This is a genomic window from Bythopirellula sp., assembly GCF_041737835.1.
Lineage (GTDB): Bacteria > Planctomycetota > Planctomycetia > Pirellulales > Lacipirellulaceae > Bythopirellula.
In genome coordinates this window covers 94,312-113,562 of sequence record NZ_JBGSQY010000050.1, presented here as the reverse complement: position 1 = coordinate 113,562, position 19,251 = coordinate 94,312, and the positions used below count along the sequence as shown (strand labels likewise).

14 protein-coding genes are annotated in these 19,251 nt (G+C 56.5%); 3 read left to right on the top strand and 11 right to left on the bottom strand.

The annotated features are described in order from the left end of the window. Positions 1–18: 18 nt before the first annotated feature. The 11 genes from AC6T8Q_RS15805 to AC6T8Q_RS15755 all read right to left on the bottom strand — a co-directional run bounded on the left by AC6T8Q_RS15805 (position 19) and on the right by AC6T8Q_RS15755 (position 15,861). Positions 19–828: an alpha/beta fold hydrolase gene (locus tag AC6T8Q_RS15805; RefSeq protein WP_500679995.1), complete on the bottom strand. Its 810-nt coding sequence runs from the start codon at positions 826–828 to the stop codon at positions 19–21. Further along, complete coding sequence (locus AC6T8Q_RS15800; RefSeq protein ID WP_500679994.1) at positions 825–2,654, bottom strand: tetratricopeptide repeat protein; 1,830 nt, start codon at positions 2,652–2,654, stop codon at positions 825–827. Before AC6T8Q_RS15800 ends, AC6T8Q_RS15805 begins: the two co-directional genes overlap by 4 nt. 134 nt (positions 2,655–2,788) lie before the next feature. Beyond that, positions 2,789–3,220 (bottom strand): response regulator, encoded by a 432-nt coding sequence (locus AC6T8Q_RS15795; RefSeq protein ID WP_496921246.1) that lies wholly within the window; start codon positions 3,218–3,220, stop codon positions 2,789–2,791. 6 nt (positions 3,221–3,226) lie between these two features. Then, the gene (locus AC6T8Q_RS15790) at positions 3,227–3,574 is read right to left on the bottom strand and encodes a HepT-like ribonuclease domain-containing protein (protein ID WP_496921245.1); all 348 of its coding nucleotides are present in this window, start codon (positions 3,572–3,574) and stop codon (positions 3,227–3,229) included. Next, on the bottom strand, positions 3,561–3,860 hold the full coding sequence (locus AC6T8Q_RS15785; protein WP_496921244.1) for a nucleotidyltransferase family protein: 300 nt from the start codon (positions 3,858–3,860) through the stop codon (positions 3,561–3,563). Before AC6T8Q_RS15785 ends, AC6T8Q_RS15790 begins: the two co-directional genes overlap by 14 nt. 15 nt (positions 3,861–3,875) lie before the next feature. Beyond that, positions 3,876–5,144, bottom strand: coding sequence for a serine hydroxymethyltransferase (glyA, locus tag AC6T8Q_RS15780; protein ID WP_496921243.1), 1,269 nt, complete (start codon positions 5,142–5,144; stop codon positions 3,876–3,878). Between the two features lie 77 nt (positions 5,145–5,221). Continuing rightward, positions 5,222–6,517, bottom strand: a complete 1,296-nt coding sequence (locus tag AC6T8Q_RS15775; protein WP_500679993.1) for a hypothetical protein — start codon at positions 6,515–6,517, stop codon at positions 5,222–5,224. A gap of 85 nt (positions 6,518–6,602) precedes the next feature. Continuing rightward, positions 6,603–10,106 (bottom strand): hypothetical protein, encoded by a 3,504-nt coding sequence (locus AC6T8Q_RS15770; RefSeq protein WP_500679992.1) that lies wholly within the window; start codon positions 10,104–10,106, stop codon positions 6,603–6,605. Positions 10,107–10,514: 408 nt separating this feature from the next. Next, positions 10,515–12,761: a hemolysin D gene (locus AC6T8Q_RS15765; RefSeq protein ID WP_500679991.1), complete on the bottom strand. Its 2,247-nt coding sequence runs from the start codon at positions 12,759–12,761 to the stop codon at positions 10,515–10,517. 18 nt (positions 12,762–12,779) lie between these two features. Further along, positions 12,780–13,676 carry an HlyD family secretion protein gene (locus AC6T8Q_RS15760; RefSeq protein ID WP_500679990.1) on the bottom strand — a complete coding sequence of 299 codons (897 nt, stop codon included), beginning with the start codon at positions 13,674–13,676 and terminating at the stop codon, positions 12,780–12,782. 64 nt (positions 13,677–13,740) lie between these two features. Then, complete coding sequence (locus tag AC6T8Q_RS15755) at positions 13,741–15,861, bottom strand: efflux RND transporter periplasmic adaptor subunit (protein ID WP_500679989.1); 2,121 nt, start codon at positions 15,859–15,861, stop codon at positions 13,741–13,743. 431 nt (positions 15,862–16,292) lie between these two features. Here AC6T8Q_RS15755 and infA point away from each other — a divergent pair, with 431 nt between their 5' ends. The 3 genes from infA (at position 16,293) to AC6T8Q_RS15740 (ending at position 19,249) form a co-directional block, all read left to right on the top strand. Further along, the gene (gene infA / locus AC6T8Q_RS15750) at positions 16,293–16,517 is read left to right on the top strand and encodes a translation initiation factor IF-1 (protein ID WP_496921236.1); all 225 of its coding nucleotides are present in this window, start codon (positions 16,293–16,295) and stop codon (positions 16,515–16,517) included. Positions 16,518–16,900: 383 nt separating this feature from the next. After that, positions 16,901–18,610, top strand: coding sequence for a hypothetical protein (locus tag AC6T8Q_RS15745; protein WP_500679988.1), 1,710 nt, complete (start codon positions 16,901–16,903; stop codon positions 18,608–18,610). Between the two features lie 120 nt (positions 18,611–18,730). Further along, a complete protein-coding gene (locus AC6T8Q_RS15740) occupies positions 18,731–19,249 on the top strand; it encodes a glycine cleavage system transcriptional repressor (protein ID WP_500679987.1) in 519 nt (172 codons plus the stop codon). Positions 19,250–19,251: the final 2 nt, after the last annotated feature.

Here is a 19,251-nt window from a genome sequence, read left to right as displayed (position 1 = left end):
GCAGCGGGACGCTGCCGGCTAACTTTGTCGGCTAATAAAGTCTACGAACGCGGCGTTGACCGCCTCGGGGTTTTCGAGCGTTGTCATGTGCCCCGACCTGGGGATCTCGACAAACTCCGCGCCGGGAATTTTGTCGGCAATGCCTCGCATCTCGTCCGGGGAACTGATCGCGTCTTCGGCACCCACCAACACCAGCGTCGGTTGCCAGATTTTCTCTAGCTCTTTCGACACATCGGGCCGATCAGCCATGCCGCGCAGCGCTGCCGCGACCGCCTGTGGCGAACAGCTGCGCATGATCGTGGTCAACTCGTCCACAATCTCGGGACGAGAATTCCTGGTTGCTTCGCACAACAGCTTCGGAAGCATCGCAGTGATGACGGGTTCAATCCCCGTTTTCAGAACTTCACCCGCCGTCTTAAGCCGCCCTTGGCGAGCTTCGGACGTATCGGCAATCGCCCGAGTGTCGCAGGGCACGATGGCCTTAACTCGCTCAGGAAACTGTCGAGAGAACTGCCATAAAACGTACCCCCCCATCGAAAAACCACACAGAATCACCGGCTCGCTAACACCGATGGCGTCGAGCAATTCCGCCACGTCTGCCGCATATTGGCTCATCGATACGCCGCTCGCCGCGTCTTCGGCGGCCTGAGTGCTCTGACCAAAACCACGCAAGTCGGGGGCAATCACGCGGCACGTCTTGCTCAGAGCTTCGATTTGCGGCCCCCACATCCGGTGATCGAGCGGATAACCGGGCAACAATACAACTGGCTGTCCCGTGCCCTGGTCTTCGTAAGCGAGTCGGATGGAGTCAAGTTGCGCTGTTTTCATGATTTCTTTTTCTTCTCGGCCTGAGCCTTTTCAAAAACTTCCAGCTGTTTCTGCATCACTTTGACGTTGGGATGCATCGCAACGGCTTTGCGCTGGGTTTCAACGGCTTTATCCAAATCTCCAGCGGAGTAGTAACACCGGCCCAACGTGTCTAAATAGCTGGGCGTCTCGGGCCGCAGTTCCAACGATTTGAGCGAATACTGTACCGCTTTGTCGTAATCCCCTTCGGTGTTGCTCACGAGCCACGCATAGTGGTTGTAGCCATTCGGCTCGGCGGGATTGCCTTCGATCTCTTGCTCGACTTCAGCCAGAGCACGCACGATTCGGCCCTTAACTCGCTCGCGATACGTATCGTCCCCCTCTTTCAAACGATACATGGCGATCAACACGTCGGGGTCTTTATGGTTGCGGCTGTAAGCCCGCTCGAGTGATTTCCGTTGTCCTTTGTAATCCTTCTCGCTCGCTAAATAGCAAGCGGTGAAATAATCGCGCTGCGTGCGGAGCACTTTGTTCAAGTAGTAGCTCGCCTCACTATTCGTCTGGAGCGCGGCTTTGAGTTCTTCATCGTTGTCGACGGCATCGCAAACTTCCCCCAACAACTCAGCGGCTTCTTTATCTTCTCCCCGGTCGTGGAGGCACCAATTCGCTACTGATGACCGCGCGATCATCGATTCGGTCGACGTTAGCGGCGCGTTTTCAATCACAAACTGCCATTCACGCTCGGCCCAATCGTGATATCCCAAGTCGGCAATCAAATCACCGATGTGACTTCGCTCCTCCAAGTCCGAATCTTTATGGCCGACGGCCACGTGCTTATACGCACGTTCCGCAAACTCTTGCGCGGCGTCGTACTCACCTCGCGCCGACCGTGCAGCGGCGGCCAGATACAACAGCAACCGGTCGTCCTTGATCAATTTCTCGTAATGCTTTTCGAGCAAATCCAACGCGGCCCATTGCTTGTTCTTGATGCACCACTGAATGTCTGGGGCGATTGCTTCTCGTGCCTGGCCGAATTCAGCGATCAACAAATCCACGCGGCGTCGCAGCGATTCAAACAACGATTCCGCCTGGCCGTGATCCTTGCAAAGCTGAACGTGAAACTCCATCAACTTCAGTAGAGTCGACAGATTAGTCCTGTCCTGATCCTCTTTCATCTGCGCGATTTCGCCATCGATCAACTTCAGCCATCCTGGGTTGACGCTCTCGGAATCGCTCAACTGCGCGGCGTACAGTCGAAGCCAGGCGGCCGAATCACGCGGGCTGTCGCCGATCTCCGTGTTAATCAGCTTGGCCTGCGCTGTGGCATTCTTTTCATGCTCACTGCGACCACTCAGCACGGCGAGTGCTGCGTGCTTTGCCAATGCCGGTGACAATTCATAGTGAGCGATGCGGCTTAAGGCTCCCAGACCTGCCCCGGCTTTCAAATCCTTGAGTTGCGTGACAATCTCGCGCCGCTCGCGACCATTCACCTTGGCATAATTCGCCATCAATTCGCGCACTTCTTCAACATCGGTGTCGCGGGCCCAATCGATCGGCACGCGGTGCAGCAGGTATTGCGATTGTGTGGCAATCTCTAAATCGGGATCGGTCTGCGCATCTTGCAACGCATCAAACGCCGCACCTCCCAGTTCAATGAGCTTAGCTTCCGCATCCCGCCGTTTGGTGAAGTCGTCGCTCCCCAATTGAGCGATCAATTCCTGAATCGCGTCTGTTTCCCCAGCGGCTCGACTTTGATCGGCGCGCAACGCGACCCTATGATCGATGGCTACCGCCGGATGGCTCAGCAGCATGACCAGAGAAAGGACAACAAAGGCGCGAATCCGCATGAAATTGCCTCGTGAGGAATGTCGTCGACTGACACTCCAATCATATCCCAATCGTGGCAATTCGGCAGCACCAGACCTGCGCCGCCTCGGCAAGGGCCACGGAAATCGGCCCAAGAAAGCTCTATCGCTAGCGGTCAACTTTCCATTTCTTCGATATACCGCCGCAGTCGCTCGAGCTCGTCGCTCACATCGCGGAGCTTGAGCATGTTCTCGACCCGCTTGATGAGCTCGACTTTATTGACCGGCTTGGAGAGAAAATCGTCGGTTCCCGCTTCGACCGCCCGTTCGATATCGCCCAACTCGTTAAGAGCGGTCACCATCAAAATCATGATGCTGCTCGTCGCGGGATCGCTCTTGAGTCGCTGGCAAACTTCAAATCCACTCAGCTTCGGCATCATGATGTCGAGCAAAATCAGATGAGGCTGAAACGATGCCACTTTATCGAGCGTATCTTGGCCATCGATCGCCACGGCGGTTTCTAAATCGAGACCGCCCAAATAAGCCTCCAACAATTCGACGTTGGCTTCGTTGTCGTCGGCGATCAGTACGCGATTCTTATTGGACATGATGAATTATCGAAAATCGGGGAGATTGAGTTTTTCAAGTTCGTTTATCAGGCTGGGCATATCCTGCTGCAGAATCTGCCACACGCGATTGTAATCGACCGAGTCGTATCCGTGCACCACACGATTTCGGAACGCAATAATGTGCGGCCAAGGAATTTGTGGCAGTTGAGCTTGCTCAGCAGGCGATACACGATTGGCTGCCTCACCAATATTAAGGACCAAACGCTCCATCGCGAGGCACCAAAGCCTATCTTCGACAAAGTCGTCGACGCTACGGCCCTGGCAAAAATTCACGGCTTCGGTGGCCATGTCCAACATCTGACGAAGCGTAATCTGCTCGTTATGCCGCGTCATAGATCGTCAGAGCCTCTTGCAGGACATGCTTAAAATAACGGCTCAACTCCAAGGGAGTGTGCATATCGACCTGCCGTCCCAAGATTTCGGTCAATTCATCCTGCATTCCGAAAAATGCCAACCCAGGATTATGCTGAGGATCGAACTCAACCAACACGTCGACGTCGCTCGCCGGGCCAAAGTCATCTCTCAGCACGGAACCAAACAGGCCCATTTTGACGATGTGGTGACGCTGGCAAAACTCGGCAATCACCTGCTGCGGAATATCAATCGCGACCGTGGCCATAATCCAACCTCATCATCACGCCGAGGTGAGTTCTTCGCACAACGCTGCCGCGGGGACCGGAAACTGATCGCACAGCACGCGCACTTCGTCGCGAATGCGCTGGTGAGTCTGTGGATCTTCGGGGCTACGCAAGGCTTCCAAAATCCAACGTCCCACCGACTTCATTTCGTCTTCGCCCATGCCTCGCGACGAGAGCGCCGGGGTGCCGATGCGAATGCCCGACGGGTCGACCGGCTTGCGTTCATCAAACGGAATCATGTTCTTGTTGACCGTGATACCACACTTGTCGAGCGCGGTTTCGGCCAACTTGCCGCCAATCCCCATGGGGGTCACGTCGACCAACATCAAATGGTTGTCGGTGCCGCCGCTCACGAGCCGCAAACCACCGGCCGCCAAAGTTTCGGCCAGCACCTTGGCATTGTCGATAATCCGCTGAGCGTAAATCTTGAAATCAGGTTTCAACGCTTCGCCGAAGCAAACCGCCTTGCCAGCGATCACGTGCATCAGTGGACCGCCTTGCAAACCGGGGAAGACGCGGCTGTTGATCGTCTTGCCGTATTCGGCCTTGGCCAAACACAAACCACCCCGCGGACCACGCAAGGTTTTGTGCGTCGTTGTGGTAACAAAGTCGGCAAACGGCACGGGGCTATTGTGCAAGCCCGCCGCGACCAAGCCGGCGTAGTGGGCCATGTCGACCATCAGCTTCGCACCGACGCTTTGCGCGATCTCGGCAAACTTGTCGTGAGGAATCTCGCGCGGATAAGCGCTCGCACCGGCGACAATCAGTTTAGGCTTGTGTTCTTTCGCGAGCTTGGCAAGTTGCTCGAAATCGATCCGATGATTGTCTTGCCGCACGCCGTAGCTCACAAAATTGTACAGCATGCCCGACATATTGAGCTTCATGCCGTGGGTCAGATGCCCGCCGTGTGCCAGATCGAGCCCCAGCACCGTGTCACCCGGTTGCAAAGCGGCAAAGTAAATCGCCGCATTGGCTTGCGACCCCGAGTGGGGCTGCACGTTGGCGTATTCCGCGCCGAACAATTCCTTGGCCCGGTCGATGGCGATCGTTTCCACCACGTCGACGTATTCGCAGCCGCCATAGTAGCGATGGCCCGGATAGCCCTCGGCATATTTGTTCGTGAGCACGCTCCCCGCGGCTTGCATCACCGCCGGGCTCGTATAGTTTTCGCTGGCAATCAGTTCGAGACCGTCTTGCTGACGCGTGATTTCATCGGAAATGGCGGACCAGACATCAGGATCATTCGCGGCAAGAAAATTGGTCATCGAATCCTCAAAACATACGCTGAGATAACAGTCAAAAGTTGTGGCTATGACTATTGTTGAAGCCATCCCCAAGGGTGTCAATCGCCGCCGGAAACCGGCTCGATGCGCACGTCGATCACCCCTTGATTCTCAGACAATTCCGCCGGGGAATCGTTCACGCGCAAGTAGAGAATTGCGTCGTCCTCGGGAATTAACGAGGTACCCAGGCCAATCACCACGGGCTGAGCGAATGTGCTGGGCTGACTTTTCAAACGCAAGCTGCCCAGCAACACACCCAAAGGCTGGCCGTCGTGATAACGGAGCGTCACGCCATTGGGCTCGCAGGGCCACGGTTCACCGTCGTCGGCAATGACATACTTTCCCTGCGCAGTGACTTTGTACCTCTGCCCCTTCTTCAACAAGCTCGGCGCGGCTTGCCAACCACGGTTTGCTTCTACCTTGAACTCAATCGGTTCATTCATCGCAGACGCACGTGGGGCATCAACCGCCATGCGCTCCGGGTCATACCCATAATCAAGCGCTGCCAGAAATGCTTGCCAGGCAAACTCCAGATTTTTCCACTCTTGATGATATAACTTGCGGAATCGCTCGTTGAAGTCAGGCGCGCTGACTTGAGCGGCGAGCTTGGGAAACTTCTCGTCATACTGCGGATGCGAATCAAGAAACTTTGTGAGTGCCCAACACCAAGCATAAGCATCCACCGAAAGGGCTTCCCGATTGCTGATACTAAGCACCTGCCCCAGCGAACGTGCTTGTCCCGCGGCCACGGCGTCGCGAATTAATTTGATCCGCCCCCACATCGGCACGTCTTCTTTGTCGGCGGGAAGCACGCGGAGTTCCAACTGCCCCTCCTGCCAACGGTGCGTGCCCAACAACTCGGCCATCCCTTCCATATACCAACCCGGCCCGGCGCTACCCAAGAACGAGAGCATGAAGCTGTGTGTTCCTTCATGCAGCAACAAATGTCGTCGATAGTAATCGCTCGGTTGCTCTTCGAACCACAATTCGTTGCCGAGCGCATAGCCATTCAAAAAATCGTGATGATCTTTCGGCAATAAGCCGAGTGCCGCAAATTTCGCACGATCGCGAATGAGAAACCCTTGCACCTGCCAATCTTGGAGGCGATCGGGCGAAACCCGAAAATACTTAGCCCAAATCGGCACTGCTGCATCAAACACGCGTGGCAATTCGTCAACTGCTGGGCTTGAAGGTACGTCGGTCCACAACAGCAGATGCCGGCCCGTGATCTCGCGAATTCCCGCCGCTTGAGCTTGAGCGGCATCCACCACCCGCGGTGTGGGCCAGTCCGCAGGCGATTGCGCGTGGAGTGTCGCAGCACACAAAAACAAAATGGCGAGAAAAACTCGTAGCATGCAGAGCTCTTGTTAGCCGGCAGTGTCCCACTGCCGATAAGACTCGTGTTTATCTTCACCACGGCATCGGGACGATGCCGGCTAACTACTTCCCTTGGAACAGCTTTTCCAACTGCCGGTTGATCTCCCCGCCGATGGCCTCGCGGGCCGTGTTACGGATCAATTGCCGTGTGATGTCGGCAATGGCTCGTTCGTCGATTTTTGGGTTTTGAAATGTTCCCTGGATCGGGATCTGCAAAGTTTGGCCAGCCAACCCTCGCAGCGCGTCCTCGCCATCGATCCAACGATCTTGAATCGGGATTTCAATTACCAAGGCCAGTGTCTGATCGAACCCAACCGAACCCTGCGAGCGAATCGGCACTTTGTCGATGATGAATTCCAGTTTGCGATGATACACCCGGCCATCAACCACCTGAAATTCAATCTGCTGATCGTTCATCGAAAGCAGTTTGGTTTGCTTTGGCTCGGCCGCTGCGCCCAACAGATTCTGAGGGTTCTTGAGCGATTCGACTTGCCGAATAATATTCACCACGTCGGCGATCATCGGACCTGGCAACACAGTCAATTGATGAACGCCCAGCTGCCCCGCCGTGCGAGTCTGTTTGGGATCGGCCAGCGACACTTGGGTTTCGGTCAGACTCAGCGAGAACTTGCCGTCGACGCGCGTCGCACCGGCTAGTACCGGGGCCACGTACTTCAGCATCTGCTCGCTCACCGCCGGCGAGATCTGCACGTTCGTAAACAAGGGCCCCGCCGGGATAATTATTTTCTGCGGCGGGGGATCTAAGATCGCCAGCGGATTGGTCGTGAGTCGACCCTCGCCCACCGAAACATCCAGCGGTGCCGTCTGAATACGTCCCTCGGCGAGCGTCCCTTGCAGCTTGCCGGCACTAATGGGCAGACCAAACACCGAGGCACTTGTCCAACCCGTCTCCGCCGTCCCCTGCCAATTCCGCGACCAGTGCGCTGCGTTGTCACCCGTCGGCAATTGGCCGCGCGCATCAAACTGAACGATGCGATCACCTTGCACTATGACGCTTGGCCCAGCGTAGTTCGCGATCAAGCCAGCGAGCGCCGCCGCATCGTATTGCAAGTTTCCTTTCACAGAGATCGGACCATTGGCCAGCGGTTTGGCCCACGCGGCCGCGCCCGCGATCTGCACCGTCTGGCCTTCTAGCAACAGATTTTCCACGCTGGCCTGTTCGCTGGCGATTTCATAAACCGCTTTGCCGGCGGAATGCAACTTCGGCTCCGACCAAATCACCACGGGCGGACCAGCAGCCGACGCTTTGACTAACTGCAACTGCTCGGCGTCGAACGTAAAATCAGCAACCACTTGTTCGGCATTCGTGGCGAATCTTGCGACACCAGCCGCGGAACCACGTGGCCAGGTCGCATCGCGTCCCCCCACCAGTCCTGCCGCGCCGGCCAATCGTTCCATGTTCGCCCGCACGGCCATTTCGCCGGTCATCAACGGCACTCGCCCCGCAGGAAACTCGAACCGCAATTCCCGCGAACGCACCGCGACAACGCTGCTCGTCAGTTGAAACTCTTGCGAGGCAAGTTTTCGTTCCGCCGTGTTCCACTGCATATCGCCAGAGAATTGAATCTGCGGTTCGTCGAGATTCACGTTGCCGTCAAGAATGTGCAGTTGTTTCACGCTGCCATTCAAATCGCGAACTTGTACGTTTCCTTCACCAGCCGTAACCTTCGCCCGCAACGCAGCATCGCCACTGAATTCCTCCGGCACCGCGTTCGTCCAGGGCCGCAAACGCCCCGCCCAAGCCTCGAGTGCCCCCGTTCCGTTCACCTCCGCCGACCAAGCTGCGGGCCTTGTTAGATCAAGCGGTTCGAGCAGTTTCACACTCAGCACGTCCCGCGCGCTGCGCAACTCTAAGCTTCCACTGTTCAGTGATTTCGGAACAAGAGCCGCGGCCGTTCCTCCCGCGATGAGTTTCACATCCAGTTGCGGCTCTTCCCAAAGGTTCCGTCCTTGCTGCGAAACGACAACTTCCTTGAGCTCTGCTTCCGCCTCGGCGGTAAAGATGTCGCCCTCGCTGGCGGATAACGTGAGTTTGCCCTCGGCTTGACCAATCGCAGCGATGCCCGCGAGATCGACGAATTGCCCAAGTTCCTTAAAGAGCTTTCCCAGATCGATGAGGAAGTTGCCGTGAATGCGATCATCGGTCGTTGTGAAATCACCTTGCGCGAACGATGCCGAAAGTTTCACACGGTCCAACCGCGCGGCATTGGCCGCCTCAACCCAATTGGCGGTGATTGCGACGGGCTCATCCCATTGAATCGCTCGCCCGCCATCACGCCCCACTAAGTTGGCAAGCACCGCTTTGATCGACCACTGAAATGCGCCATCTTGATCGCCGCTGTTGGCGTCGACTTGCAAATCGCCCGAATCGATTTGAATTCCTTCCCGCACCTGCAGCGTGGCGGGCAACATCTTGGCCAGCTTAGGCAACGAGAGCTTGCCGGTTATGTCGAAATTCTGCTTGGGCAAGTTTTGATAACTGAGCGTTTGCAACTCAGCGAGTGCCACAGAGCCACTAGCACTGAGATTCGCCCAATCGCTGTCGAACTTGAATTCTTCGGCCGTGACCACACCATCGGCGAACGCCACTTTCCAAGGGAGGACCAACTGACTGCTAAAGAGCTTGTCGCCATGGAGCTTCGCCCCCGTCATTTGAAAGTCAGCAACTTCCGCGCGACCCCAGGTGTTCAATTCCAACGGCTCATTATCCGACTGCGCCCAAATCGCGTGAGCATCGAGCGAACTTATCCCCGCCAATTGGGAATCGTCCAGCATACGCGCGATCCAAGGACTCAACGTGGCGAGTTGCAATCCCTCGGCTAACAAATCGAGTTGCTGTCGCCCATCTTCCGCGGGCAACATGCGAAACTTCACGCGGCCTGCCGCCTCGGGCTGGGCCCCAGGAATGCTCGCCGTGCCATCAGCGACCACAACTCCGTCAGGTGTTCCCAAACTGGCGGTGAGATTCAGCTGCTCTATGCTCCACTGATTGCCTCTGGCTTGATCGAGTCCCCGCACGGTTCCATCAACGATGGCTAGTTGGATCAATCCCGGCGCGCTCTCAGCCGACGAACCCTTCGCTGCCTTCTGCTCGGCAAAAGCTTTGAGAAAATCTTCAATGTTGCTGCCATCGGCCCGTGTGGCGATCGTGGCCGTCGGCTTCACAATCCGCACGGTTCCCAAATCTTGCGAATTGAGCAGCAAGCCCAACAACGACCGCTCCAGCGAAAGTGACTCCCAACTCAACAACGGATTGCCCGCGGGGTCAAAAATTGTTGCGTTTGCAATGGCTTGCGAGCCTGTCCAACTCAGACCCGCGCTATCGCATTGAATTCGCCACCCCCCCACCGGCATTTGCCAATTCAATAGCGTATCGCGTAACGGCGAATGCGTGATGACAAACGGCGCGGCCGCCCCCAGACCGATCAACAACACACCCAGCACGAGCAATCGCCGTAAGAAGCGTCGCTTTTTGCGAGGCCGCGATGGTCGCTCTTCGCCCGGTTCGTCGGCAAGCTGTTTGGTGGCGGAACGTCGCTTGGCCATGATCTGAGAATTTGCGGCAAGGAAAACACGGCCATAGCCGCGCGGAAAGAATATAGCGCCGCGATTCTAAACCGCCAGCAGAAATGGTCCTAGACCGAGTCGGTGCTAGCGGAATTCCAGATTTCCGCGCAAATCCTTCGCTCGCCTCGAACAAAGTCTATGCTAGAACTTATGGACAGAGGTGAAATCTATGATCACAGTCCAAAGCGCCAAGCCCAGAGAAATGAGCCACGGATTGAACACAGAATGAACACGGATATTAAGAAATAGATAAGGTTTCTTGTACGCACGGCAACGGTATCCCCCACGGGACATCACTCCCAATGGTCCGTGTTTCATCGGTGAAAATCAGTGGCTATCTTGCTTCTTTTCATTATTGAAGAGCAAGAAGTCTGAGTTGCTTCGTTCTTACAAATCAAAATTAAACGTCCGCTTGATATACCGCCACATCCGCCAAGCTAATGTGCGTGGCTGCGTTTGAATGCGGGCCGTTCCCGTTAGGCCGTTGCGAAATAGCCCCAGCGAATTATCGAGCCGCACTTCCGCTTGATACGATGTCGACAGCGGTTTGACCGACCCATTCGGGTCATGCTGAGCGGGGACCGCACCCCCCGATGTGCTCGCCAACCGCGGGCTCACCGATTCCATCTGGTCATCGGCGATTGATTCCACGGTGCTGTTAAACACATGATAAGCCGACTCGTTGAACATGAGTCGCACTTTCTGCCCTTCTTTCACCAAGTCCATCTCGCTCTGACTGATCACCAACACCGCGTCCCATTCGTCGGGATCGCCAATCTGGCAAAATACATTATCCTGTCCATCGGGTGAAAACGAGGCTCCAATGTTTTTCTCTTCCATCGGCCAACCCGACCACCCCGCCAGCGCGATCTGCTGCTCACCCGTTTGATCGGCCCGATAGGGGGGCGGTATCACCGTGCCCGCCTGCTTGGCGCGCAGCTCCAACCGCTTCATGTCGTCGGTCTTCTGTTTCAACTGTTCATCGAGAGCCCCCAAGCGTTGCCGAATCAGTTCGATCTGCAAGCCAGCGTTCGGATCGTGAAACTGCATCTGGTATAAGGTCTCAAGCTGAGCCTGGCTCGCCTCGCGTTCCCCGCGCAGTTTTTCGACCTCAAGTTCCAGATCGACATTGCTCATCCGTGCCAGAAGCTGACCCTTCTCAACATGTTCGCCCGGTTTGACATAAACCTCTTCCAAAGTCCCCGCCACGTCGAAGTACACCGTCTCCGCGTCGCGGGGTTGCAATTCAAACTCGCACATCACGCTCATCGGAAACGGTATGAACCAGATCGCCCCAATCACGGCCGCCACCACGGCCATGCTGGCATACATGCGAACCTTTTTCACTTTGCTCAACCTCCCCGGCACGCGAAAGAATTTGAAAATCTTCACAAGCGGCATCACCAACATGCCGTAAATCGAACCCAGCGCGATCATCTGCCCCAGAATCTTCAAGCCATAGGGCTCGAACACTTTGTTCAAAAAATACAAAATCGAGAGCAGCACCACCCAGCGATAGAAGAACGACGCCACGGTGTACAGCGCGAACCACATCTGATGACGGTGCGGCAAGAACGGGTCTTCGGGCTCTTCCAAGCCCAAGCACAACCAACCAAGCTTGCGGTTCAGAATCGTGCTCGCCTTCTGCCGGAGATTCGGAATCTCCATCAGATCGCTCAGAATGTAATAGCCGTCATAGCGCAGCAGCGGATTCGCGTTGAACATGATCGTGCTGACCGAGCTAACGAACATGATGTTCAAGCAGAGATAATTCAAAAAACCAGGTTCGCTAAACCACCAAATAAACGTGGCAATCGAAGCCATTACCACTTCCACGTACATCCCCGCCGCGCCGATCGCCGCGCGATGCCAGCGGTTGGGCAGCATCCACGAATCCGACACGTTGCAATACAAGCACGGCGTGAGCACCAAAAACATCACCCCCATCTCGTGGCATTCGCCGCCGAAATGTTTGCACGACATCCCGTGCCCAAATTCATGAATGATTTTGGTCACGCACAACACGCCGGCCATCAACATCCAATTCTGGGCCGCGAAAAATGAATTGAAAGATGGTAACTTCGCCTGAAACACGTCGAACTGCACGATCACGAGCGTCAGCGCACTCAAGACCAAAATCAGTGCGCAAATCGTTGCGGGAACGGTGAAGAACCACCGCACCCACGGATACATGGCGTTCAGGATCCGCTCGGGATCGATCCCCCGCATCCGAAACGACATGATATTGCTGAGGGACTGCAACAGCTCTTGCCGTTTTTTTTGATCGCGGCGTTTCTTGAGCTGCACCCCCTGCCCCGCCGAATCAGACAGCACAAGTCCGCTGCGGTGCAGCATGCCGATGAAATTCTGCAGCTCCTCGACGCGAATCGTCTGCGGCGGGAATTCCTTTTCAAACCGTTCTGCGATGTCTTCCAAACTCGACTCACCGTCGAGCATCCGCAGCACCGCGTATTCCTCTTCTTCAAAGCGGAAATACTGAAGCCCCACCGGATCCTTCACGACCCAATAGACACGGCCTTGGTAGCGCTGCTTGCGCGCCTTGAGATCGGGCCGCGCGCGAATGGCGAGCTTCCGCGACGAACTCGAAACGATGCTGTTAGATAACGTGGCCATGGGCTTCGCAGCGCGGAACTATTGCTGCTCCACGTGAATCGTCATCTTCGCCCGTGGGCTGAGGCTCGGTTGAATGGCCCAACTATCACCTTCCTTGGTGTTCTCCACTTCGGCGCGCACTCCCCAGTAGCCGCCACTTTCCACGAGCTGGCTCACGTGAACAATCTTACCCGGCAAAGACTTTTCCTTGCCCCGTGCCCGCGGCACGGTCACAGTCACGCTCTGTCCCAACAATTCTTCGCGATCGAATTGATTCACGGGAACCTTGGCCTCGGCATACAGCTTGTCGAATCGCATCAGTGTGAGGATGGGATCACCTGGATTGACCCACTCGGATTTCTCGCGATGCAATCTTACAACTTCGCCATCGAAGGGGGCGAACATTGTCCGTTTCTCGAGCGCGACTTCCGCCGCGGCGCGTTCCGCCGATTTCGTCTTGGCATCGAGTGCAGCCAACAGTTGATCTTTTTGGGCCTTCTCGATCTGGAGTTGGCTTTTCTCGTACATCAACTTCTTTTGTGTGACTTCAATTTCGGGAACAGCACCCGGCGAGCGCCGGTTGGCTTCAACGTCGCGGTCCCAATCTTTTTTCGCGACTTCCGCACTCTTGGACGCGAAACGAGCTTCGATATCATCGCTCGCCTTTTGTTGGGCCTGTTCCTCGGCAAACTTCGCGATCTTCACGGCCGCCTTCGCTTCGCGGTCGTCGATCACGCCGATCTTGTCCCCCTCCTTCACCGAAGTGCCTTCAATCACACCGAGCTCGGTAATCACCCCTTCCTTCTGAGCAGGAAGTTCCACTTCGTCCTTCACGCGCACATGGCATGGTTCGAACACGTGATCCGACACCGAGCCATTCGCCCAAGCCGCATTGGTCAGGCAATGCACCGCCAGTAAAGCTACCGTCAATCTCATCAAGCAATCTCCTCAAGCAACCGTCGGCCTGAACAATTCAAGCTTCCGTAATTATCGCTTGCCCCTAGAGTCGGAACAGGATTCGCGACTGAATGAACTCAAACAGATCGTGCAGCAAGACGTAGCCCACTGGTTTCTGGCCGCACATGACTTTGACTTTCGCGTCGGCTCCCACCTTGAGCTCATTGACGGGGTCGCTCACCAACCGCTTCAAGTCTTCCTGGGGGAACGAAACGATCATCCGCACGGTGTTCCCTTTTTCGCCTTGCACTTCGGCGCTGGTGTCAATTTCTTCGACCGTGCCCGTGAGATGCTCGGCAGAATGCGTAGCCAGGATGAACGACACTTCCAGCTTGGCGTTAGGATCTTGCTTACGCAGTTCCTGGAAGTATTCAACAACGTGCCCCATCTTGGCTTCGGGCAAATAAACTTCCAGCTCCCAATCGCTCGCAGGATCGGCGATCTCCATCAGCCGCTGACCTTTTTGCACGTTGCGGTTCTCGATCAACTGCCGCACCTTCCAAGTGACCACGCGACCATCAATCGGGCTGGTGACTGTTAATTCGGCTTCTTTTTCGTCGAGCAATTTTCTCTGATGCTCCAAGCTCACTCGTTGTTTGTCAAACTGCGCGAGCTTGCCAGTCAGTTGTTCGAGTTCCACGGGGTCACTTTCGGGATTGTTGGTGAGCATCTGTCGCTGGCGATCGGTCGTGGCGATTTCTTCCAACAACCGTTGATACTCACCGTCGAGCTGCGTGATCTGCGATTCCAGATCGACGCTCCGCATCTTGGCCAACAGATCGCCCTTTTTGACGTTCTGACCATGCACCACCGGCACTTCGGTCACGAGGCCATCTATGCCCGCAAACACGTCGCGGCGCACTTCGGGGAGCAGCTTACCATCGGCCACCATCGTGAAGTCATATTTCACCGTGCAGAGCGCGATCACCGACGCGGCAATCAAGAGGCTGGCCGCAATCGTCTTGGGCAAATTTCTCGCGGTGACCAGGACGCGCGTCTTGCCCAACAGGCGCCACAAGGGGAGCAGAAACAATCCTTCAAATTCCTGGGCATTGGTGAGCGCCGTCGCGCTATGGCGACGCACGACTTCAATTCGTTGAAGCATTCCATCGGGAGGTCGGCTATCGACCAATTGCTCGATGACAATCGCCCCCAGGATGTTCTCGGCCTTCTTATCGCGTTTGGCTTCGGGGGAATCGTCGAGTTCCTTGTCCGACTCACGCAGCGGCAGCACGGCCAGTTGTTTGGTGTGGGATTCGTCGACGTAGGCGTTGACCGCTTTTTCAACTTGCGGCGCAAGGTCAGACGTATCGCCGGTGAACCACAAGTCGTCCCCCGTGCGAGAGACCGTCGTCGCCAGTTCACGAAGCAGACGAACAACGTTCGATCGTTTGTCGAACGTATCCTGGCCGCTAATCGCCGTGACTTGATATTTGGTCCCTTTGCGCAGCACCACGGTCACACGGTCGCAACCGACGAGCCGGCGTCCTTCGTTGGCAATCGTGTAGGCTGTCTCGCGCGAGTCGAGCGCTTTGTGAACCAGCGTGGTGAACGCTTCGAGTTGTTCCCACAAACTTTGCTTGGTCGTGAAATGCTTCAACCGCCGCGACTTGACGTATTCCCCCGCCAGTTCGCTGATCTGCACGAGGAAGCGCAAATACCCGCGCTGCGTGGTGGGCCGTCCTCCGGCACGCTGAAAGATTTCGATCATCCCTTCGACGCCGCGGTCGCTGATGATCGGCGCGAGCACCAACAGAAAGGCCGTCGGGTTGCCGGCGTCGTCTTGCGATTCGCCCCCCGAGTGCGGCTGCACGATCGTCGGCTCGCCTTTGTCGATCAGTTGCTTGAGCATTCGCCCATGCTGCATCTGAGCTTGTTCGCTCTCGGCGAGTCCGGTCTGGCGCAGGTTGACTTGGTATTCGAGCTTGAGCGCGCCGTTTTCTTCGAGCATCCATACGACGCCGCCAATCGCCGCCAGCGCCGACACTGACTTATCCATCATCGCGGCGAAAAATTCACCCGGCTCGATTCCCGAACGGCTCAATTCGACCACTTCTTGCACGAGACTTTGAATCTCGAACTTCGCGCGCTGGACGGCATCGTCGTCAGGGGAGTTTTGCGCTGAAGACACAGTGGCTTGCGAAGGGTCGGATGAAGTGGACACGGCGGACCATGACGAGCGTAAGGGGATATCATCGAACGGTTTAGGCTTCGCAAACCCCGAAAGTGGGTGGGCGATAGCATTTCATTCGAACTCATCGGCCTGATGGCTTCAGGCAATTATCATTGTGGTGCTTAGACCGCCAACGTCAAACATCATACAGCGTCGAAGGTTACGACACGGGGCGTTTCGACCGTCACAAAGCGCGCATTCCGCCCAAAACCAGCCCACGCTGCCAGCACCCAACTATCGGCCGGGGGAGAGTGCCAACTCGCTGGTCACCCATTCAGGGCGGAAAAACGGCTCCGACCCCGGCCAAATTCCACTTCTCGCTTGGAACCAAGCCCGGGAAGTGGTAGGATTAAAAGACTTGTTGCCATGTCTCGGCGTCGAGAGTAGGCGGCACAAGAAATCGATTCTCTACGAAAGATTTTATGTCGAAGCAGAAAGAAGAGGCCCTTGAAGTTGAAGGGGTCGTCACCCAGGCATTGGCCAACACGCGATTTCGCGTCGAAATCGAGGGGGGACACGTCGTCACCGCTCACGTGGCCGGCCGGATGCGCAAGCACTTTATCCGCATCGTCCCCGGCGACAAGGTGCGGGTGGAACTCTCCCCTTACGACCTGACTAAGGGCCGCATTACCTTCCGCGAGCGCTAAATCGCTCCTTTCTACCGCAGCATTTCGCCCGGAAAGCTCAAACTGCGCTCTGAACTGGGCTGCCACGATTCTCAATGGGGCCACTGCTGACGCTCATTAAGGGTGCCACTGCTGGCTTGCCCAGCAGTGTGTTTTTCGCGGCACGGGGAACGAGCCACCCCTGGCCCACGCCGCTCCTCCCTGAACGCCCCTCAAACAGCCTGGCTTTCCTTGCCGAATTTCCCTAATTCTCTGCAATAACCTCGTCCCGCCGGGCGTATAACAGTATAACTATCTACCCGCCTGCCGTTTCGGCCGCAAATCGGGCGCCGCCCTCGCCTTCGAGCAACATGCAATCACGAGGCACACGCGGTCTTTATTTATTCGACTTACGGAGAATCACTGTGAAGAATCGAAGCTTTTCCATCAGGAAATTTTTCTCAATCGCGCTTATCGCGAGTTTCGCCCTGTCGGCCGTCGCCGGCACCGTGCGTGCCCAAGCGACCACCGAAATGAAGCCGGTCGTTTTGATCACGCTTGCCGGTTACGACGCCCTCAAGCAAGATGTCAACTTTATTGGCAGCCTGGCCGGTCAACCGGAACTCGCTTCCCAATTCGAGCCGTTCATTCTTGGTTTCACCCAAGGTTTGGAAAAGAATCAGCCGCTCGGCGTGCTGATTCAAAGCGATGGCATGAACTTCGGCGGTGCGATCTGCCTGCCGATCAAGGACCTTGCCACCTTCGTGGGCAACCTCAAGGCCTTCGGTGTCACCACCGCCGACGCGGGTAACGGCATCACCCAAATCACCGCCAACGGCCAAACCCTCTTCGGCAAGAACGAAGGGGGCTGGACATTCCTGTCGATGATGCCGCAAATGCTCGAAGGTCTTCCCGCCGATCCCGTGGCAGCCTTTAAGTCACTGGTCGACGAATACGACCTCGGCATTCGCGCCAACGTGCAGAACATCCCCGAGCCGTATCGTCAAATGGCGATGCAACAACTTCGCGCGGGCATGGAAGCGGGCATGAAACGCAAGCCCGACGAAACCGACGAACAATACCAAGCTCGCACCGCCCTCGCCAACGGCCAAGTCGAACAACTTGAACGGATGATCAAAGAAATCGATCAGTTCACGTTCGGCCTGTCGGTCGATGGCGATCAGCAACGGGCCTTCATCGACTTCATCTACACAGCGGTCGCTGGTACGCAGCTCGCCGATCAGTTGAAGACCATGCAAGACACCAAGACGAACTTCGCTGGCTTCTTCCAACCCGATGCCGCCGGCATGATGATGACCGCTTCCACGGTCAACGAAAGTGACGTCGCTCAGACGAAGCAAATGGTCGAATCGCTGCGGTCGCAAATCGCCAACGCGATTGATGAACAAGACGATCTGGATAGCGAAGCCGACAAGGAAAACGTCAAGGCAGCCTGCAACGATTTCATCGACGCCTTGGTTGCTACGATTGAAGCCGGCAAGATGGACATGGGTGCCGTGGCCAATGTTTCGCCCGAAGCCGTGACCGTGGTGGCTGGCGGTTTCATTGCCGACCCCGCGAAGGTCGAAGCTGGTCTCAAGAAACTGGCTGAAGTAGCTAAGAACAAGCCCGATCATCCTGCCCCCAAGTGGAGCGCGGAATCGCATGCGGGCGTGACGTTCCACACCCTCAGCGTTCCCACCCCCAAGGAAGAAGAAGCCATGAAGCTCTTCGGCGAAACGATTGATTTCGCCGTCGGCATTGGCAAGGATTCGGTCTACTTTGCGATGGGTCGCGACTGCCTGACTGCCGCCAAGAAAGTGATCGATGATTCCGCAGCCAGCCCCGGCAAGTCGATTGCCCCGATGGAATTGAGCATCTCGGTTGGCCAGATCATCAACACGATTGCCGCCTTCGAGACTGAAGACCAAGTGCTTCAAGCCGTGGCCGAAACTCTTAAGACCGAAGCCGTTGGCCGCGATCATGTGAAGATCGTTGCCCAGCCGGTTGAGAACGGTTTGCGGACTCGCTTCGAAGCCGAAGAGGGTGTCATGCGTGCCATCGGCGTCGCCGTCAAAGCGTCGCAGATGCAGGCCATGGGCGCTCACGGCGCTCCCGCCGGTGCGGTTGAGTAACGTATCGCGTTACTCCAATTCGTTCGTACAACAGACGGGCATCGGTTACCTAGGTAGCCGATGCCCTTTTTGTTGGATATACTCTCCGTCTCACCATGACAGCTCAGGGAGGCGGCGGCGATGGAAAAGACTTCACTGGTACTTACGGTTTTAGGGCGCGATCAACCGGGACTCGTTGATTCGCTCGCGGCGATTGTCGCCGAACATGGCGGCAACTGGGTCGAGAGCCGCATGGCTCATCTCGCGGGCCAATTCGCCGGCATCTTACGCGTGGAAATTGCTCCCGCCCAGGCCAACGCTCTCTCCGCGGCGGTTAAGAATCTTTCAGCCCAAGGTTTGGAATCGATGGTCTGTGCCGATCCCACGGGAGCCAAGGCTGCCGCGGGGACGATCGCCCAACTCGATCTCGTCGGCCTCGACCAACCCGGCATCGTTCGCAAAGTGAGCCAGGTCCTCGCCGCCAAGGGAGTGAACGTCGAAGAGCTCGCCACCGAATGCACCGCCGCCCCCACGACGGGCCAATCCCTCTTTCACGCCACGGCCCAACTCCGCTTGCCGCAAGGCTTGGAGATCGAATCCCTCCGCGTGGCGCTTGAACAAGTCGCCGCCGATATGATGGTGGATCTTACGTTGGAGTGAGC